Annotated in this window: 12 protein-coding genes and 5 tRNA genes; 14 read left to right on the top strand and 3 right to left on the bottom strand. The window is 60.7% G+C overall.

What is annotated here, in order from left to right:
- Nucleotides 1–13 precede the first annotated feature (13 nt).
- Complete coding sequence (locus AACW87_RS16050) at nucleotides 14–958, bottom strand: D-2-hydroxyacid dehydrogenase (RefSeq protein WP_241325526.1); 945 nt, start codon at nucleotides 956–958, stop codon at nucleotides 14–16.
- A gap of 163 nt (nucleotides 959–1121) precedes the next feature.
- Here AACW87_RS16050 and AACW87_RS16045 point away from each other — a divergent pair, with 163 nt between their 5' ends.
- Nucleotides 1122–1703 carry a YjaG family protein gene (locus tag AACW87_RS16045; protein ID WP_241325525.1) on the top strand — a complete coding sequence of 194 codons (582 nt, stop codon included), beginning with the start codon at nucleotides 1122–1124 and terminating at the stop codon, nucleotides 1701–1703.
- A gap of 77 nt (nucleotides 1704–1780) precedes the next feature.
- Here AACW87_RS16045 and AACW87_RS16040 read toward each other — a convergent pair whose 3' ends face one another.
- Nucleotides 1781–2260, bottom strand: a complete 480-nt coding sequence (locus tag AACW87_RS16040) for a MarR family winged helix-turn-helix transcriptional regulator (protein ID WP_042866558.1) — start codon at nucleotides 2258–2260, stop codon at nucleotides 1781–1783.
- Between the two features lie 163 nt (nucleotides 2261–2423).
- On the opposite strand from AACW87_RS16040, the gene AACW87_RS16035 reads away from it, so the two are divergent.
- On the top strand, nucleotides 2424–2951 hold the full coding sequence (locus AACW87_RS16035) for a hypothetical protein (RefSeq protein WP_043141064.1): 528 nt from the start codon (nucleotides 2424–2426) through the stop codon (nucleotides 2949–2951).
- Nucleotides 2952–2960: 9 nt separating this feature from the next.
- The gene (locus tag AACW87_RS16030) at nucleotides 2961–4559 is read left to right on the top strand and encodes a BCCT family transporter (protein WP_043554476.1); all 1599 of its coding nucleotides are present in this window, start codon (nucleotides 2961–2963) and stop codon (nucleotides 4557–4559) included.
- 84 nt (nucleotides 4560–4643) lie between these two features.
- Here AACW87_RS16030 and mutS read toward each other — a convergent pair whose 3' ends face one another.
- Nucleotides 4644–7214: a DNA mismatch repair protein MutS gene (mutS, locus tag AACW87_RS16025; protein WP_241325524.1), complete on the bottom strand. Its 2571-nt coding sequence runs from the start codon at nucleotides 7212–7214 to the stop codon at nucleotides 4644–4646.
- Between the two features lie 292 nt (nucleotides 7215–7506).
- Here mutS and pncC point away from each other — a divergent pair, with 292 nt between their 5' ends.
- The 11 genes from pncC (at nucleotide 7507) to AACW87_RS15970 (ending at nucleotide 15148) form a co-directional block, all read left to right on the top strand.
- Nucleotides 7507–7998, top strand: coding sequence for a nicotinamide-nucleotide amidase (gene pncC, locus AACW87_RS16020; protein ID WP_103473049.1), 492 nt, complete (start codon nucleotides 7507–7509; stop codon nucleotides 7996–7998).
- Nucleotides 7999–8078: 80 nt separating this feature from the next.
- Nucleotides 8079–9140 (top strand): recombinase RecA, encoded by a 1062-nt coding sequence (gene recA / locus AACW87_RS16015; protein ID WP_042866551.1) that lies wholly within the window; start codon nucleotides 8079–8081, stop codon nucleotides 9138–9140.
- 41 nt (nucleotides 9141–9181) lie between these two features.
- Nucleotides 9182–9682, top strand: coding sequence for a regulatory protein RecX (locus tag AACW87_RS16010; RefSeq protein WP_241325523.1), 501 nt, complete (start codon nucleotides 9182–9184; stop codon nucleotides 9680–9682).
- A gap of 528 nt (nucleotides 9683–10210) precedes the next feature.
- A complete protein-coding gene (gene alaS / locus AACW87_RS16005) occupies nucleotides 10211–12835 on the top strand; it encodes an alanine--tRNA ligase (protein ID WP_098982140.1) in 2625 nt (874 codons plus the stop codon).
- Between the two features lie 16 nt (nucleotides 12836–12851).
- The gene (locus AACW87_RS16000; protein ID WP_042866547.1) at nucleotides 12852–14099 is read left to right on the top strand and encodes an aspartate kinase; all 1248 of its coding nucleotides are present in this window, start codon (nucleotides 12852–12854) and stop codon (nucleotides 14097–14099) included.
- Nucleotides 14100–14192: 93 nt separating this feature from the next.
- On the top strand, nucleotides 14193–14381 hold the full coding sequence (gene csrA / locus AACW87_RS15995; RefSeq protein WP_005315760.1) for a carbon storage regulator CsrA: 189 nt from the start codon (nucleotides 14193–14195) through the stop codon (nucleotides 14379–14381).
- A 212-nt stretch (nucleotides 14382–14593) separates the two neighbouring features.
- A tRNA-Ser gene (locus AACW87_RS15990) sits at nucleotides 14594–14686 on the top strand.
- Nucleotides 14687–14689: 3 nt separating this feature from the next.
- Nucleotides 14690–14766, top strand: a tRNA-Arg gene (locus AACW87_RS15985).
- Nucleotides 14767–14866: 100 nt separating this feature from the next.
- Nucleotides 14867–14943: transfer RNA gene (locus tag AACW87_RS15980), tRNA-Arg, on the top strand.
- Nucleotides 14944–14969: 26 nt separating this feature from the next.
- Nucleotides 14970–15046 (top strand) — tRNA-Arg (locus AACW87_RS15975).
- Between the two features lie 25 nt (nucleotides 15047–15071).
- A tRNA-Arg gene (locus AACW87_RS15970) sits at nucleotides 15072–15148 on the top strand.
- The last annotated feature ends 46 nt before the right edge of the window (nucleotides 15149–15194 follow it).

Below are 15194 nucleotides of genomic sequence, written 5' to 3'. Positions count from 1 at the left end.
CGCCATGGGCGGATCAGTAACCCTTGTCGAAGTCTATCTTGCCGTCCAGCGGCTGACCGTCGATGAAGCGGATGTAGTTGCGCACGAAGATCTGGGCCACATCATCGGGGAAGCTGTAGGCGCTGTTGTGCGGGGTGATGATGAGGTTGGGCTGGCCCCAGAGCGGACTGTCGGCGGGCAGGGGTTCCTGCTCGAACACGTCCAGCACCGCCATGCCCAGCTTGCCGGTACGCAGGGCGGTCAGCAGATCGCCTTCGTTGATGGCATTGCCGCGACCGACGTTGAACAGGATGGCGCCCGGCTTGCAATGTTCGAAACGGGATGCGGTAAACAGATGATGGGTCTCGCGGGTGGCGGGCAGGACGCTGACGATGACGTCGGCCTGGGCCAGCATCTTGTTCAGCGCCGGCAGCTGATACACCTGATCGAAACCGGCCCGCTCACGGCCGCTGCGGCTGACGCCGAGCACCTTCATGCCAAAATGCTTGCCGGTGTGGGCCAGGTGCTGGCCTATGCTGCCGGTCCCCAGGATCAGCAGGGTGCGTCCCTTTAGCCCCTGATACGGGTGGCTCTGCCACAGCCGCTGCTTCTGCTGCTCCCGGTAGAGCGGCAGCTGGCGCATCAGGCTGAGCAGGTGGCCGAATACATACTCGCTCATCAGCGGGCCGAAGATACCGCGCACATTGGTGAGTTGATAATCGCGGCGGCAGCTGGCATCCAGCAACACGTCGACGCCGGCATAGGTGGACTGGAACCAGCTCAGCTTGTTGGCCCTGGCCAGCAGCGGCTTGGCCCGCGCCGGCTCGGCCATCAGTATGTGGGCCTCTCCGATCAGTTTCTCGGCCTCGCTCTGGTTGTCGGCTCTCAGAATGCGCAAATGGGGGAGATGGGCCGCCTTGAGCAGGCGCTCGTAGTGCGCGTTGTCCTGGCTGAGCAAAAGAAGGGTACGTTGACTCATACTCTTGTTCCTTATCAGATTTGCGGCGCGGGAGAGAGGCCGCTCTATGTTTATCTTACCCGAGTTGATCGGGCAAGATAGTCGACCGGGCCGCTTTATTCGTTTTCGCGCGGCCCCTCGTGGGCTACAATCTGCCCCACATTTTGCAAAGGATCCGACTCCAGTGTTTGGTGACAAGTTTTATAAGCGACTGGCCGAGCTACAGCCTTGGCAACAGACCGTCTACACCCTGGCGCTGGCGGAGCGCATGTACCCCAACTATGCGCTGTTTGCCCAGGCATCCGGTTTCGGCGATGCCAAGGCGTTTCGCAACGCGCTGGATCAGATGTGGAACTACCTGACGGTAAAGGGATCCCGCGTCAATCTGGGGGCCATCCTGGAGGCGTTTGAAGTCTACATTCCGGAGCCAGGCAAGTTTGAATCCTACGGTGCCTATCCGGCGCTGGACGCCTGCGTGGCGCTGGGTTGTGCTTACAACTCGGTGATCTGCCGAGTCGGCGAAGAAGCCGAAGACGCCAGCCATGCCTCAGTGGGAACCGTGGCCGGTTTCATCGAGATGCTGGAAGAGCGCGACATGACCGAAGAGGAACTCTACGAGCACGAGTACATCGAGGCCGAGCTGGAGTTTCAGGTCGAGCTGCTCAAACGGGTGGCCCACGAGCGTGACAGCGACCGCATCCTGGCGATCAGGGTATTTGCGGCCCAGGACGGTGTTTCCAACATAGGCATCAGCCTGGACGAGTGACATCGCACGGGATCTGTCGAAAAAGTCCCCATAGAAAAAAGCTCCCGTCGGGAGCTTTTTTTATGCCTGCTCCCTTCTCATGCCCGTTCTTCGGTGAGCGGTCTGACGCTCAGAACGGGGGCGGCATCTATGCCATCGGCATTCATCATGGCTGAGATACGCTGCAGGGAGGAGAGCAGCAGGCCTTGCTCCCAGATTTCCAGCGCCTGAAAACGCTGGATGAAGCTCTCTTGCAGCGGGGTCGGCGCCTGGGCCAGCAGGGCACGGCCTGCGTCAGTGAGTGTCGCGTGGACCTTGCGCTTGTCGGTTTCACTGCGAATGCGCTGCACCAGCTGGCGGCTCTCGAGGCGGTCCATGATGGTGGTCGCGGTAGCCTGGCTCATGTTGGTGTGATCCGCCAGCTGACGCATGGAGATCTGCCCCAGCTCGTTGATCCCCTTGAGCAGCAAGAGCTGCGGCGATGTCAGCCCGGCTTCCTTGATCAAGCGCTTGGAGTGCATATCGATGGCACGAATAATCTGGCGCAGTGCGACCAGCACTTCATCATGTTTTTCCATGGGATCTGAGTCATTGGGGGGCTGTTGAGAGGCGCAAAATTCTCCGCCTAATTCCTCATCAGGTCAATATGGTTTTTGGTCTAATGATTTCTGCTCTAATGATTTTTGTGTTAGGTTGTCCGCCGTTTTCCGGATTTTAACCCGATATTTGAGGAGCGAGATGATGAATAACGATCTGGACATCAAGTCTCTGGTTGCCGAGCTACGGGTGGTCAGAGTGCGTTACGAACTGCCTGACACCTCGGCTTTCGTGCGTTATCAGCCCGCCTATGACGAAGACCCCAACACCCTCAAGGTGCACCACTATGATGGTGAGCTTCCCCTCTCCTGCAGCGAGACTGGTGCTTTCAACCTAAAGGAGTTGGTAAACGAATTACGTTATGCCTATGTGCTGGTCCACCTCTTTCCCGACGAGAGCGCCATGAACTTCTACCTGACCGGTCTGGATACCGGCCTGGCTCAGCTGGAGTTCATCGGTGGTTCCTATGACTTCAACCGGCTCTGGATCACCAGCGGCATCTCCAATCTGGGCGTGCCCATGGCCATCTTCCTCGGCAAGCGCCACGCCGTGAATGGCCAGCCTTCCGTCACCCTGGTGGACCACCGTGAACTGGCCGCGGGCCGCATGGTTTATCGCGCCATCGGTGGTGCCGGTGAGCATGTGGGCGAAGACTTTTTCAACAACGACTAAGGAGGCCCGATGAGAGCAACCAAAGGGCTATTGAAAGGCCTCAACCCGACCATGGCCATGACGGCGCTCACCGTCATCACCCTGTTCCTGCTGTTCGGCGTATTCGTGCCCGAAACGGCCGCCGCCTGGTTCGTCGGCGCCAAGGATCAGATCATCGCCGGGTTCAAGTGGTACTACATTCTGGTGGTCGCCCTGTTCCTGTTCTTCGCCGTCTATCTGATGTTCAGCCGTTTCGGCAGCATACGGCTGGGTGACGACGACCAGGTACCGGAGTTCGGTTACTTTGCCTGGTTCTCCATGCTGTTCAGCGCCGGCATGGGTATAGGGCTGGTGTTCTGGAGCATAGCCGAGCCCATGAACCACCTGCAGGGCAATCCCTTCATCACCGAAGGCATGACCCCGGAGGCGGCCCAGATCGCCATGCGCCTCACCTTCTTCCACTGGGGCCTGCACCCCTGGGCCATCTATGTGATCGTCGGCCTGTCGCTGGCTTTCTTCAGTTATCGCCGCAAGTTGCCGCTGGCCATTCGCTCCGTGCTCTATCCCATTCTCGGTGAGCGGATCTACGGCTTCTGGGGCCATGCCGCCGACGTGCTGGCGGTGTTCGGCACAGTGTTCGGGGTGGCGACCTCCCTCGGTCTCGGCGTCTCCCAGATGAATACCGGCCTCAACCAGATGTTCGGCATGGCGGTGTCTCAGTCCAATCAGCTCTGGCTCATCGGCGGCATCAGCCTGATCGCCACCCTGTCGGCGGTCTCCGGCGTGGGGCGCGGAGTCAAGCTGCTCTCCGAGCTCAACATCTGGCTGAGTGTGTTCGTGCTCGGCCTCTTCCTGGTGCTGGGGCCGACCACCTATATCCTCAACGCCTATGTGCAGAACATCGGCGACTACCTGCAAAACATCGTCAAACTCAGCTTCTGGACCAACACCGAGGCCAACGGCACCTCGGCCTGGCAATCGAGTTGGACGGCGTTCTACTGGGGCTGGTGGATCGCCTGGGCACCGTTTGTCGGCATGTTCATCGCCCGCATCTCCAAGGGGCGCACCATACGTGAGTTCGTGCTCGGCGTGCTGCTGGTGCCCTCACTGCTCGGCATGTTCTGGCTGACCGTGTTCGGCGGCACGGCCATGAATCTGGAGCTGTTCGGCGGCGGTGGCGTGGTGGCGGCGGTCAATAAAGATGTGACTCTGGCGCTCTACCAGACGGTGGAACTGCTGCATTGGGAGACCTTCGGCTGGATTGCCAAGGGGGTGCTGACCTTGCTGATCTGCACCTACTTCATCACCTCCAGCGACTCGGGCACGCTCGTCATCACGACCCTGCTCTCCATCGGCGATCAGGATCCCCCCGTGCTGCACCGCGCCATCTGGGGTCTGGGGCAGGGGCTGGTGGCGGCCATCCTGCTGGTCTCCGGCGGACTGGCGGCCTTGCAGGCGGCCAGCATCATAGCCGCGCTGCCCTTCTCGCTGATCATGCTGGCCATGTGCTACTCGCTGATGCTGGGACTCAAGCAGGAGAGCCAGCACCAGTTCGAGTACCGGCAGAAGCTCAAGCGTCATCCCGGCTCGGTCAACCTGAGCCTGCTGGATCGCATAGGCCCGGCCTGACCACGCAGTGGCAAATAGTGCAAAACGAAAGGGGAACCGCGAGGTTCCCCTTTTTCATTGCTCTTTCCTGTGCTCAGCGGCCGATCACAGCATCTGCTTGAGGCGATAGAGCAGATCCAGCGCCTGACGGGGGGTCAGCTCATCCGGGCGCACCGCCTCCAGCTCATCCACCACAGGATGGGACTGGGGTGCCAGCGTCACCGGCGTCGGGCGGGTTTCACCTGCGGCCGGAGGCGTGGCGCTTTCGAGCTCCGCCAGCTTGTGGCGGGCCTGATGGATCACCGATTTCGGCACTCCGGCCAGCGCCGCGACCTGCAGGCCGTAGGAGCGGCTGGCCGCCCCCTCCTGCACAGCGTGCATGAAGGCGATGGTGTCGCCGTGCTCGACCGCGTCCAGATGGACGTTGGCCAGCCCCTCGATCAGCTCCGGCAGCCGGGTCAGCTCGAAGTAGTGGGTGGCAAACAGGGTGTAGGCGCCAATCTTGCTCGCCAGCTGTTCGGCGCAGGCCCAGGCCAGCGAGAGGCCGTCGTAGGTACTGGTGCCGCGGCCAATCTCGTCCATCAGCACCAGACTGCGGGCGGTGGCGTTGTTGAGGATGTTGGCGGTCTCTGTCATTTCCACCATAAAGGTGGAACGGCCGGAGGCGAGATCGTCCGACGCCCCGATGCGGGTGAAGATGCGGTCTATGGGGCCGATGCGGGCGCTGTTGGCGGGCACGAAGGCACCGATATGGGCCAACAGCACGATCAGCGCGGTCTGGCGCATATAGGTGGATTTACCGCCCATGTTGGGACCTGTGATGATCAGCATCCGGCGCTCCCGCTCAAGCCGGATGGGGTTGGCGATAAAGGGATCGCTCATCACCTGCTCCACCACGGGGTGGCGGCCCCCTTCGATCAGGATCTGATCCTCGTCGATCAGGGCGGGACAGCGGTAGTCCAGGGTCTCGGCCCGCTCCGCCAGGTTGGCCAGCACGTCCAGCTCCGCCAGCGCGGACGCCGACTCCTGCAGATCGCCGAGGTGGGGCAGCAGGGTGTCGAGCAGCTCCTCGTAGAGCCGTTTCTCCAGTGCCAGCGCCTGGGCCTGGGCGGTGAGCACCTTGTCCTCGTACTTTTTCAGCTCGTCTATGATGTAGCGTTCGTTGTTCTTGAGGGTCTGGCGGCGTATGTAGTGGGCTGGCACCAGATGGCTGTTGGCCCGGCTCACCTCGATATAGAAGCCGTGCACCCTGTTGTAGCCCACCTTGAGGGTGTTGATGCCGGTCAGCTGCTTCTCGCGCTCCTCGATGCGGGCCAGGCTGGCGGTGGCGCCGTTGGCCAGATCCCGCAACTCGTCCAGCTCCTGGTTGAAGCCGTCACGGATGACGCCGCCATCGCGGATCAGCACAGGCGGCACCTCCATCACGGCGCGCTCCAGCAGGCTCAGCAATTCGGGGAAGGTGCTGGCGCGTTCGGCCAGTTGCTGCACCGCCTCGTGCTGGTTATCCGCCAGCAGGCGCTGCAACTCGGGCAGCTGGGCGAATGCCTGCCGCAGCCGGGTGAGGTCGCGCGGGCGAGCGGAACGCAAGGCCAGGCGAGCCAAGACGCGTTCCACGTCGCCTACCTGACGCAGCAGGTTGCCCAGCTCGTCGTAGAGGTTCTGCTCGATCAACTCCTTGATGGTGCTCTGGCGCCCCTTGAGGATCACCCGATCCCGGATCGGCTGATGGATCCAGCGCTTGAGCAGCCGGCTGCCCATGGGGGTGGCGGTGCGATCCAGCACATCGCTCAGGGTATTCTCATGGCCGCCAGCCAGATTCTGGGTCAGCTCCAGGTTGCGGCGGGTGGCGGCATCCATGATGACGGCGTGATCGGGCTGCTCGAGGCGCACGCTGCGGATGTGGGGCAGGGCGGTGCGCTGGGTGTCTTTGACGTACTGCATCAGGCAACCGGCGGCGCACAGGGCTGTTTCGCTCTGGTCGACCCCAAAGCCCACCAGATCCTGAGTGCCGAACTGCTGGCACAAGAGGGTGCGGGCTGTAGCGATCTCGAACTCCCACTCGGGGCGACGACGCAGGCCGCGGCGACCCTCGACGTGCTGCAAAAACGCGAAGGATTCGGGATAGAGCAGCTCGGCCGGGTTGGTGCGTTGCAGCTCCGCCAGCAGTGTCTCTTCCTTGTCGAACTGGTTGATGAAGAAACGGCCCGAGCCTATGTCCATGGTGCCGTAGCCAAAACGGCGGCCATCGTGATAGACGGCGGCGATCAGGTTGTCCTGCCGCTCGCTGAGTAGCGCCTCGTCGGAGACTGTGCCCGGGGTGATGATGCGGATGACCTTGCGCTCCACCGGCCCCTTGCTGGTGGCGGGATCCCCCACCTGTTCGCAGATGGCGGCGGATTCACCGAGCTGTATCAGCTTGGCCAGGTAGCCCTCAATTGCGTGGTAGGGCACCCCCGCCATCGGAATGGGGTTGCCTGCCGACTGGCCGCGCTTGGTCAGGGAGATATCGAGCAGCTGGGAGGCCTTGCGGGCATCGTCGTAGAACAGCTCGTAGAAGTCGCCCATCCGGTAGAACAGCAGTATCTCCGGGTTCTCGGCCTTGAGGCCAAGGTACTGCTGCATCATGGGCGTGTGGGCGCTCAGGTTGGCGCCGCTGGCTTGGTATTGTGCTGTCATGTTCTATTCCAGAAGGGGCCTCTGCGGGCCTGGGTCTGCGGTGATGGGCTCTGAACGAATGGAGGCCATTCTACACATAAGCGCCGCCGCAGTGGAGGCATGGCTTCCATGGCGCTGTCGGCCTGGCCCGGGCCCAGTCGGCAAGCCCTGGCAGGCTGCGCCTGCACCACTGGGCCTCAGAGCCGCACATCGGTGCCGCGACGGGGGCGATCGGGTTCTGCCCTGCCGCGGTTGCGGGCGACAGGATCGGGATCGCATAATGTGCCTCTTGAGCGGATCAGAAGGAGCCGGGATGAAACTGGACGCCGAAATAGAGCAGATTGCCACCGAGCTGGGCCTGGCCCTGAGCCAGCGTGGCTGGCTGGCGGCCACCGCCGAATCCTGTACCGGTGGCGGGGTGGCCACGGCCATCACCGACATAGCCGGCAGCTCCGGCTGGTTCGATCGCGGCTTTGTCACCTACACCAATGAGGCCAAGCAGCAGATGCTGGGGGTGAGCGATCAGAGCCTGCGGGAGCAGGGCGCCGTGAGCGAGGCTGTGGTGCTGGAGATGGCCCGTGGCGCGCTGGCGAACTCGTCGGCCGCCATCAGCGTGGCTATCAGCGGCATCGCGGGCCCCGGCGGCGCCACAGAGGACAAACCGGTCGGCACCGTCTGGTTCGCCTGGGCGGATCGCAGTGGTCGTCATCACTCCCTGCTGGCCCGTTTCGACGGGGACCGGCGACAGGTACGCCAGCAGGCGGTCAGGCAGGCCCTGGCCGGTCTGTTGGCCCTGCTCAGATAAATTGGGCTTGATACTGTATGAATAGACAGTATACTTAGCCCAACTTCACTTCTTACTCACGATTTCCAGCGGAGATTGGCATGGATCAGAACAAACAGAAGGCACTGGCGGCTGCGCTGGGTCAGATTGAAAAGCAGTTCGGCAAAGGTTCCATCATGCGTCTGGGCGACAGCAAGACCATGGATATCGAAGCCATCTCTACCGGTTCTCTCTCTCTGGACGTGGCGCTGGGCATAGGCGGCCTGCCGTGTGGTCGTATCGTCGAGATCTACGGCCCGGAATCTTCCGGTAAAACCACCCTCACCCTGCAGGTGATTGCGGAAGCCCAGAAGAAAGGCAAGGTCTGTGCCTTCATCGATGCGGAACACGCCCTCGACCCCATCTATGCGGCCAAGCTGGGCGTCAACGTCGACGACCTGCTGATCTCCCAGCCGGATACGGGTGAGCAGGCGCTGGAAATCTGCGACATGCTGGTACGCTCCAACGCGGTTGACGTCATCATAGTCGACTCGGTGGCCGCCCTGACCCCGAAAGCGGAAATCGAAGGCGAGATGGGCGACTCCCACGTCGGCCTGCAGGCTCGTCTGATGTCCCAGGCGCTGCGCAAGCTGACCGCCAACATCAAGAACGCCAACTGCCTCTGTATCTTCATCAACCAGATCCGGATGAAGATCGGCGTCATGTTCGGCAGCCCGGAAACCACTACCGGTGGTAACGCGCTCAAGTTCTACGCCTCCGTGCGTCTGGATATCCGTCGCATCGGCGCCATCAAGGAAGGTGACGAAGTGGTCGGTAACGAGACCCGCGTCAAGGTGGTCAAGAACAAGGTTGCCCCTCCCTTCAAGCAGGCTGAATTCCAGATCTTCTACGGTGTCGGTATCTCCAAGGAGGGTGAGCTGGTGGATCTGGGCGTCAAGCACAAGCTGATCGACAAGGCCGGAGCCTGGTACAGCTACAACGGCGAGAAGATTGGTCAGGGCAAGGCCAACGTGATGAAGCTCTTCTCCGAGAACAAGGCGATGGCGGCCGAGGTCGAAGCCAGACTGCGTGAGCTGCTGCTCTCCGGTGATGCGCCGGCCGAGAAGCCGGTGGCGGCTGACGCTGACGAGCTCGAAGCCGAAAGCGAACAAGAGTTCGAATAAGGAACAAAGGAAGGCCGGGTTGATACCCGGCCTTGTTATTTATGCTTGATGAATCTGCTGACGAGTCTGTCGAACTCACCTTTGAAGAGCAGCTGGCGGCGGCCCGAGCCTTTGCCATGCGCAGTCTGGCCCGCCGCGAGAGCGCCGAGTCAGAGCTGGCCAACCGGCTGCGCAAGCAGGGTTTCAATGATGAAGTGATCGAGGCTGTGCTCGACTACTGTCGCGGCTACAACTGGGTCGATGACGAGCGTTATGGCGCCATGGCGGTACGAGCCGGTGCGACCAAGGGGCAGGGGCCCATCAAGATCCGCTTCGATCTGCGCCGCAAGGGACTGAGTGATGCACAGATAGAGGCCGCCTTCGAGCAGCCCGAGCTGGACTGGTTCGAGCTGGCATTTGCGTTGCTGCAACGACGGGCCAGGGTCAGTGATCTGGGGGATTTCAAACTGCGGATGAAGTGGATCAAGTATCTGCTGGGACGCGGATTCAACCAGGATCAGGCCCGTTATGCCATCGCAGCCATGATGGCGCAGAGTGCCTAGCGTGGCGTTTGCCACTGACGGTTGAATGGGTCGCCAGGAAAACGGCTTGAAGAGGGGGTCTGAGCGGCTCTTTGTCATGATCATCGCGGCTGGCTTCATCACTCTGGCGGTGGAGCGGTTTGCCGCCCCATGGCCTTCACCGCCCAGCGCTTCTCCTGAACGCCCCCAAGTGAGCGCTTTTTCTTTTACTGTGGTTGCATTGCACTGGCTCCTTGCCAGCGATCTGGCCCGCAGGGGCCATCAATGCCATCGGCCGTGCCGCCTAGCGTCATCGGTTCGCGATTCAGCCATGGCTGGCCGAATCGCCGACATGCCGTCGGGCGATAGCCCCTCGGATTTAAGCCTGAAAATTCTCCCGCTGCTGACCGCATTTCCCCGCTAAAAACGGCAGGTTTGTCTCCCTTGTCTGCCAACACGGCGTTATGCGCGCTTTTTCACCCGTCACGGGCTGGTACGTTTTACTTTACCCCGCAGAAAACTTACATTAATGCGGTTAAAAGTCCGTATTCGAATCAAGCAGGATTTTCCATGTATATGTCCACGTCAGAGTTACGCTCAGCGTTCCTCGAGTATTTCCGCTCCCAGGGGCACCAGGTTGTCTCCTCCAGCTCGCTGGTGCCGCATAACGACCCGACCCTGTTGTTCACCAACGCAGGCATGAACCAGTTCAAGGATGTATTCCTTGGCGCCGACAAGCGTGCCTACAACCGCGCCACCACGGCCCAGCGTTGCGTGCGGGCTGGCGGCAAGCACAATGACCTGGAAAACGTCGGCTATACCGCGCGTCACCACACCTTCTTCGAGATGCTGGGCAACTTCAGCTTCGGTGACTACTTCAAGCAGGACGCCATCCGTTTTGCCTGGGAATTCCTGACCGGGACCCTCAAGCTGCCCAAAGAGCGCTTGCTGGTAACCGTGTATGAAACGGATGATGAAGCCTTCGACATCTGGGCAAAGGAAATGGGTGTGCCGGTCGAGCGCATAGTGCGCATCGGCGACAACAAGGGCGCTCCGTTTGCTTCCGATAACTTCTGGCAGATGGGTGATACAGGTCCGTGCGGCCCCTGCACCGAGATCTTCTATGACCACGGCGATCACCTCTGGGGTGGCCCTCCCGGTTCACCGGAAGAGGATGGTGACCGTTTCATCGAGATCTGGAACGTGGTCTTCATGCAGTTCAACCGTCAGGTCGACGGCACCATGGAACCGCTGCCCCGTCCGTCCGTGGATACCGGCATGGGGCTGGAGCGTATCTCCGCCATCATGCAGGGTGTGCACTCCAACTATGAAATCGACATATTCCAGGCACTGATCAAGAAAGCGGCCGAGATAGTCGGCACCACGGATCTGAACAACCAGTCCCTGCGGGTCATCGCCGATCACATTCGCTCCTGCGCCTTCCTGGTGGCGGACGGCGTCATGCCATCCAACGAAGGGCGTGGTTATGTGCTGCGTCGCATCATTCGCCGCGCCGTGCGTCACGGTCGCAAGCTGGGTGCCACCGACGTCTTCTTCTACAAGCTGGCCGCCGAACTGGCCGTGCAGATGAAAGACGTGGCGGCCGAGCTGATCGCCCAGCTGCCGCTGGTCGAGCGCGTGCTGCGCATCGAGGAGGAGCAGTTCGTCCGCACCCTGGATCGCGGCCTGCTGTTGCTGGAAGACGTGCTGACCAATCTGGGCGATGCCAAGATCATCCCGGGTGAGGTGGTGTTCAAGCTGTATGACACCTATGGCTTCCCGGCAGATCTCACCGCCGATGTGGTACGCGAGCGCGAGATCGGTATCGACGAAGAGGGCTTCAACGCCGAGATGGAGAAGCAGCGCGCCCGTGCGAAAGAGGCCTCCAGCTTCGGTGTGAACTACAACGAAGTGCTCAAGCTCGACTTCGAGACCCCGTTCACCGGGTACAAGCAGCTGAGTCAGAAGACGACCGTCGTCGGCATCTACAAGGATGGCGTCGAAGTGAACGGCCTCATCTCAGGTGAAGAAGCCGTGGTCGTGCTGGCCGAAACCCCCTTCTACGCCGAGTCCGGCGGTCAGGTGGGTGACAGCGGCATCCTCAAGGTGGATGACGGCATCTTCGCCGTGACCGATACCCAGAAAGCGGGCAAGGCCATCATTCACAAGGGATATCTGGAGCTGGGTACCCTGGAGAAGGGCGCCGAGGTCGAAGCCGTGGTCGATGGCGAGCGCCGTCAGGCCGTGGCCCTGAACCACTCTGTGACTCACCTGCTGCACGCCGCCCTGCGTCAGGCGCTGGGTGATCACGTGACCCAGAAAGGGTCTCTGGTGGGCGCCGAGCGCATGCGCTTTGACTTCTCCCACTTCGAAGGCCTGACCATGGCGACCATTCGCCGGGTCGAAGAGCTGGTCAATGCCCAGATCCGTGCCAACCATGACGTCAACACCCAGGTGATGGATCTGGAAACGGCCAAGTCGGCCGGTGCCATGGCGCTGTTTGGCGAAAAATACGAAGACGACGTGCGCGTGGTGCGCATGGGCGACTACTCCACCGAGCTGTGTGGCGGTACTCACGCCAAGCGCACCGGTGACATCGGCTTCTTCAAGATCATCGCCGAGAGCGGTATTGCCGCCGGTGTGCGTCGTATCGAAGCCGTGACCGGCAAGGGTGCCATCGATTTCATGCACCAGCTGGGTGAGCAGATCGAAGAGGCGGCGGCTCTGGTGAAGGGGGATCAGTTCTCCATCGCCGACAAAGTGCGCCAGATGCTGGACAAGTCCAAGATGATGGAGCGCGAGCTGGAGCAGCTCAAGGCCAAACTGGCGGCTCAGGCCGGCAGCGACCTGCTGAGTCAGGTGATCGAGATCAATGGCCGGAAGGTGCTGATCGCGGCGCTGGAAGGGGCCGATCCCAAGTCACTGCGCGGCATGCTGGACGAGCTGAAGAACCAGATGAAGTCCGGTGTCGTGCTGCTGGCAACCAGCAGCGATGACAAGGTCAACCTGATCGCCGGCGTGACCAGCGATTTGACCGGCAAGGTCAAGGCCGGTGAGCTGGTCAATCTGGTGGCCCAGCAGGTGGGCGGCAAGGGCGGTGGTCGTCCCGACATGGCGCAGGCGGGTGGTACCCAGCCGGAAGCCGTGCCTGCGGCGCTGCAATCTGTTCACTCCTGGCTGGAAGAGCGCCTGTAATCGGGCGAGGTGATCTGTGGCACTCTATGTACAGAAGTACGGCGGCACCTCGGTCGGCACGCTGGAGCGGATCGAGGCGGTGGCTGAGCGGGTTCAACTGACCCGCGCCCAGGGACACGACGTGGTGGTGGTTGTCTCCGCCATGTCGGGCGAAACCAACCGGTTGCTGGGCATGGCCCAGCAGCTGGATCCGGATGCCAACCGGCGCGAGATGGATGTGCTGGTTTCCACCGGTGAGCAGGTCACCATAGCGCTGCTGGCGATCGCGTTGAACAAACGCGGTTGTCCCGCGGTCTCGATGACCGGCGATCAGGTACGCATTCATACTGACTCCGCCTATGGCAAGGCGCGCATCAGCCACATAGATACCGAGCAGGTTCAGGCTGAACTGGGCGCGGGCAAGGTGGTGGTGATCGCCGGCTTCCAGGGCCGTGATGCGCACAACGCCATCACAACGCTGGGGCGCGGTGGGTCGGATACCACGGCAGTGGCGGTGGCGGCTGCCATCAAGGCCGATGAATGCCAGATCTTTACCGATGTGGATGGGGTCTATACCACGGATCCGCGCATCGAGCCCAAGGCCCGTCGTCTCTCCACCATCACCTTCGAGGAGATGCTGGAGATGGCGAGCCTGGGGGCCAAGGTGCTGCAGATCCGTTCGGTGGAGTTCGCGGGCAAGTACCGCGTGCCACTAAGGGTGCTGTCGAGCTTTGTCGATGGAGAGGGAACCTTAATCACATATGGAGGTGAGAGGATGGAAGCTCCCCTGGTATCCGGGATTGCGTTCAATCGCAACGAGGCCAGCCTGACTATTCTGGGTGTGCCGGACCGGCCCACGGTGGCGGCGCAGATCCTGAATCCGATCAGCGATGCCAACATTGATGTCGACATGATAGTGCAGAACACCCTGGGCGATGGCACCGCCGATTTCACCTTCACGGTGAATCGCGATGACTATCGTCGGGCGCGCGCCCTGCTGGAGGAGACTGCCAGCGAGCTGGGAGCCGCCTGTGTGCAGGGCAACGGCGAGATAGCCAAGGTGTCCATCGTCGGCGTCGGCATGTGGAATCATCCTGGCGTCGCCCGCACCATGTTCAAGGTATTGGGCGAGGAGGGGATCAACATGCAGTTGATTTCCACCTCTGAAATCAAAATATCCGTGGTGATTGACGAGAAGTACCTGGAGCTGGCGGTGCGCGCGTTGCACGCCGCTTTCGGGCTGGATAATGAGCCTCATGAGCAGCCCTTGGGGAACAATCCCTGATTGATTTAGTTTCAACCATTTACCATATCGGTATCTTTGTAAGATAATGTCGCATATCGATATAAATACAAAACAGGATACAGGAGCAAGCGAATGCTTATTTTGACTCGTCGTGTAGGGGAAACCCTGATGATTGGTGACGAAGTGACTGTCACCGTACTGGGCGTTAAAGGCAATCAGGTTCGTATCGGTGTGAACGCACCGAAAGAGGTCTCCGTGCACCGCGAAGAGATCTACATGCGGATACAGGCCGAGAAAGTTCCGGGCCAACCGAATTTCTAAGCCGCATCGATAGCTGCTTGAAGGCGACACCTCTGTGTCGCCTTTTGTTTTTCCGTGCCCCGGAAATCGCCCTGCAAGGCACTAAACTGCGGGATAAGTACCGATATTGTTTGAATATTCCACGCTTTGACCAAATGCTGAGCGAACACGCTTTTTTCTCCAAAAAAGTGTTTGACTAAAAATCCCTGTGAAGTATTATCAGCCCCGCAAACGGAGAGGTGGCCGAGAGGCTGAAGGCGCTCCCCTGCTAAGGGAGTATGCGGCTTATACCCGCATCGGGGGTTCGAATCCCCCCTTCTCCGCCATTTGCGCCCGTAGCTCAGCTGGATAGAGTACCTGGCTACGAACCAGGTGGTCGGAGGTTCGAATCCTCCCGGGCGCACCATATTACGACTCAAGCAAGAGTCATGTGTTGACCATCAGCAAGTCGACACTTTGGAAAAGGCTTACTGATAAGTAAGCTTTTTTTATCGTTTTAAATCAGGGCGCCCGTAGCTCAGCTGGATAGAGTACCTGGCTACGAACCAGGTGGTCGGAGGTTCGAATCCTCCCGGGCGCACCATTTAAAGCAACAATACAAGTTTATGAGCGCCCGTAGCTCAGCTGGATAGAGTACCTGGCTACGAACCAGGTGGTCGGAGGTTCGAATCCTCCCGGGCGCACCATTTTAGCAGTACCAAAAGTTGATGAGCGCCCGTAGCTCAGCTGGATAGAGTACCTGGCTACGAACCAGGTGGTCGGAGGTTCGAATCCTCCCGGGCGCACCATTTTAGCAGTACCAAAAGTTGATGAGCGCCCGTAGCTCAGCTGGAT

The sequence above is a fragment of the Aeromonas sp. MR7 genome (assembly GCF_963899385.1).
Classification (GTDB): domain Bacteria; phylum Pseudomonadota; class Gammaproteobacteria; order Enterobacterales; family Aeromonadaceae; genus Aeromonas; species Aeromonas bestiarum.
Note: the sequence above shows the minus strand (reverse complement) of the source record. Positions and strands in the feature narration are given on the sequence as shown.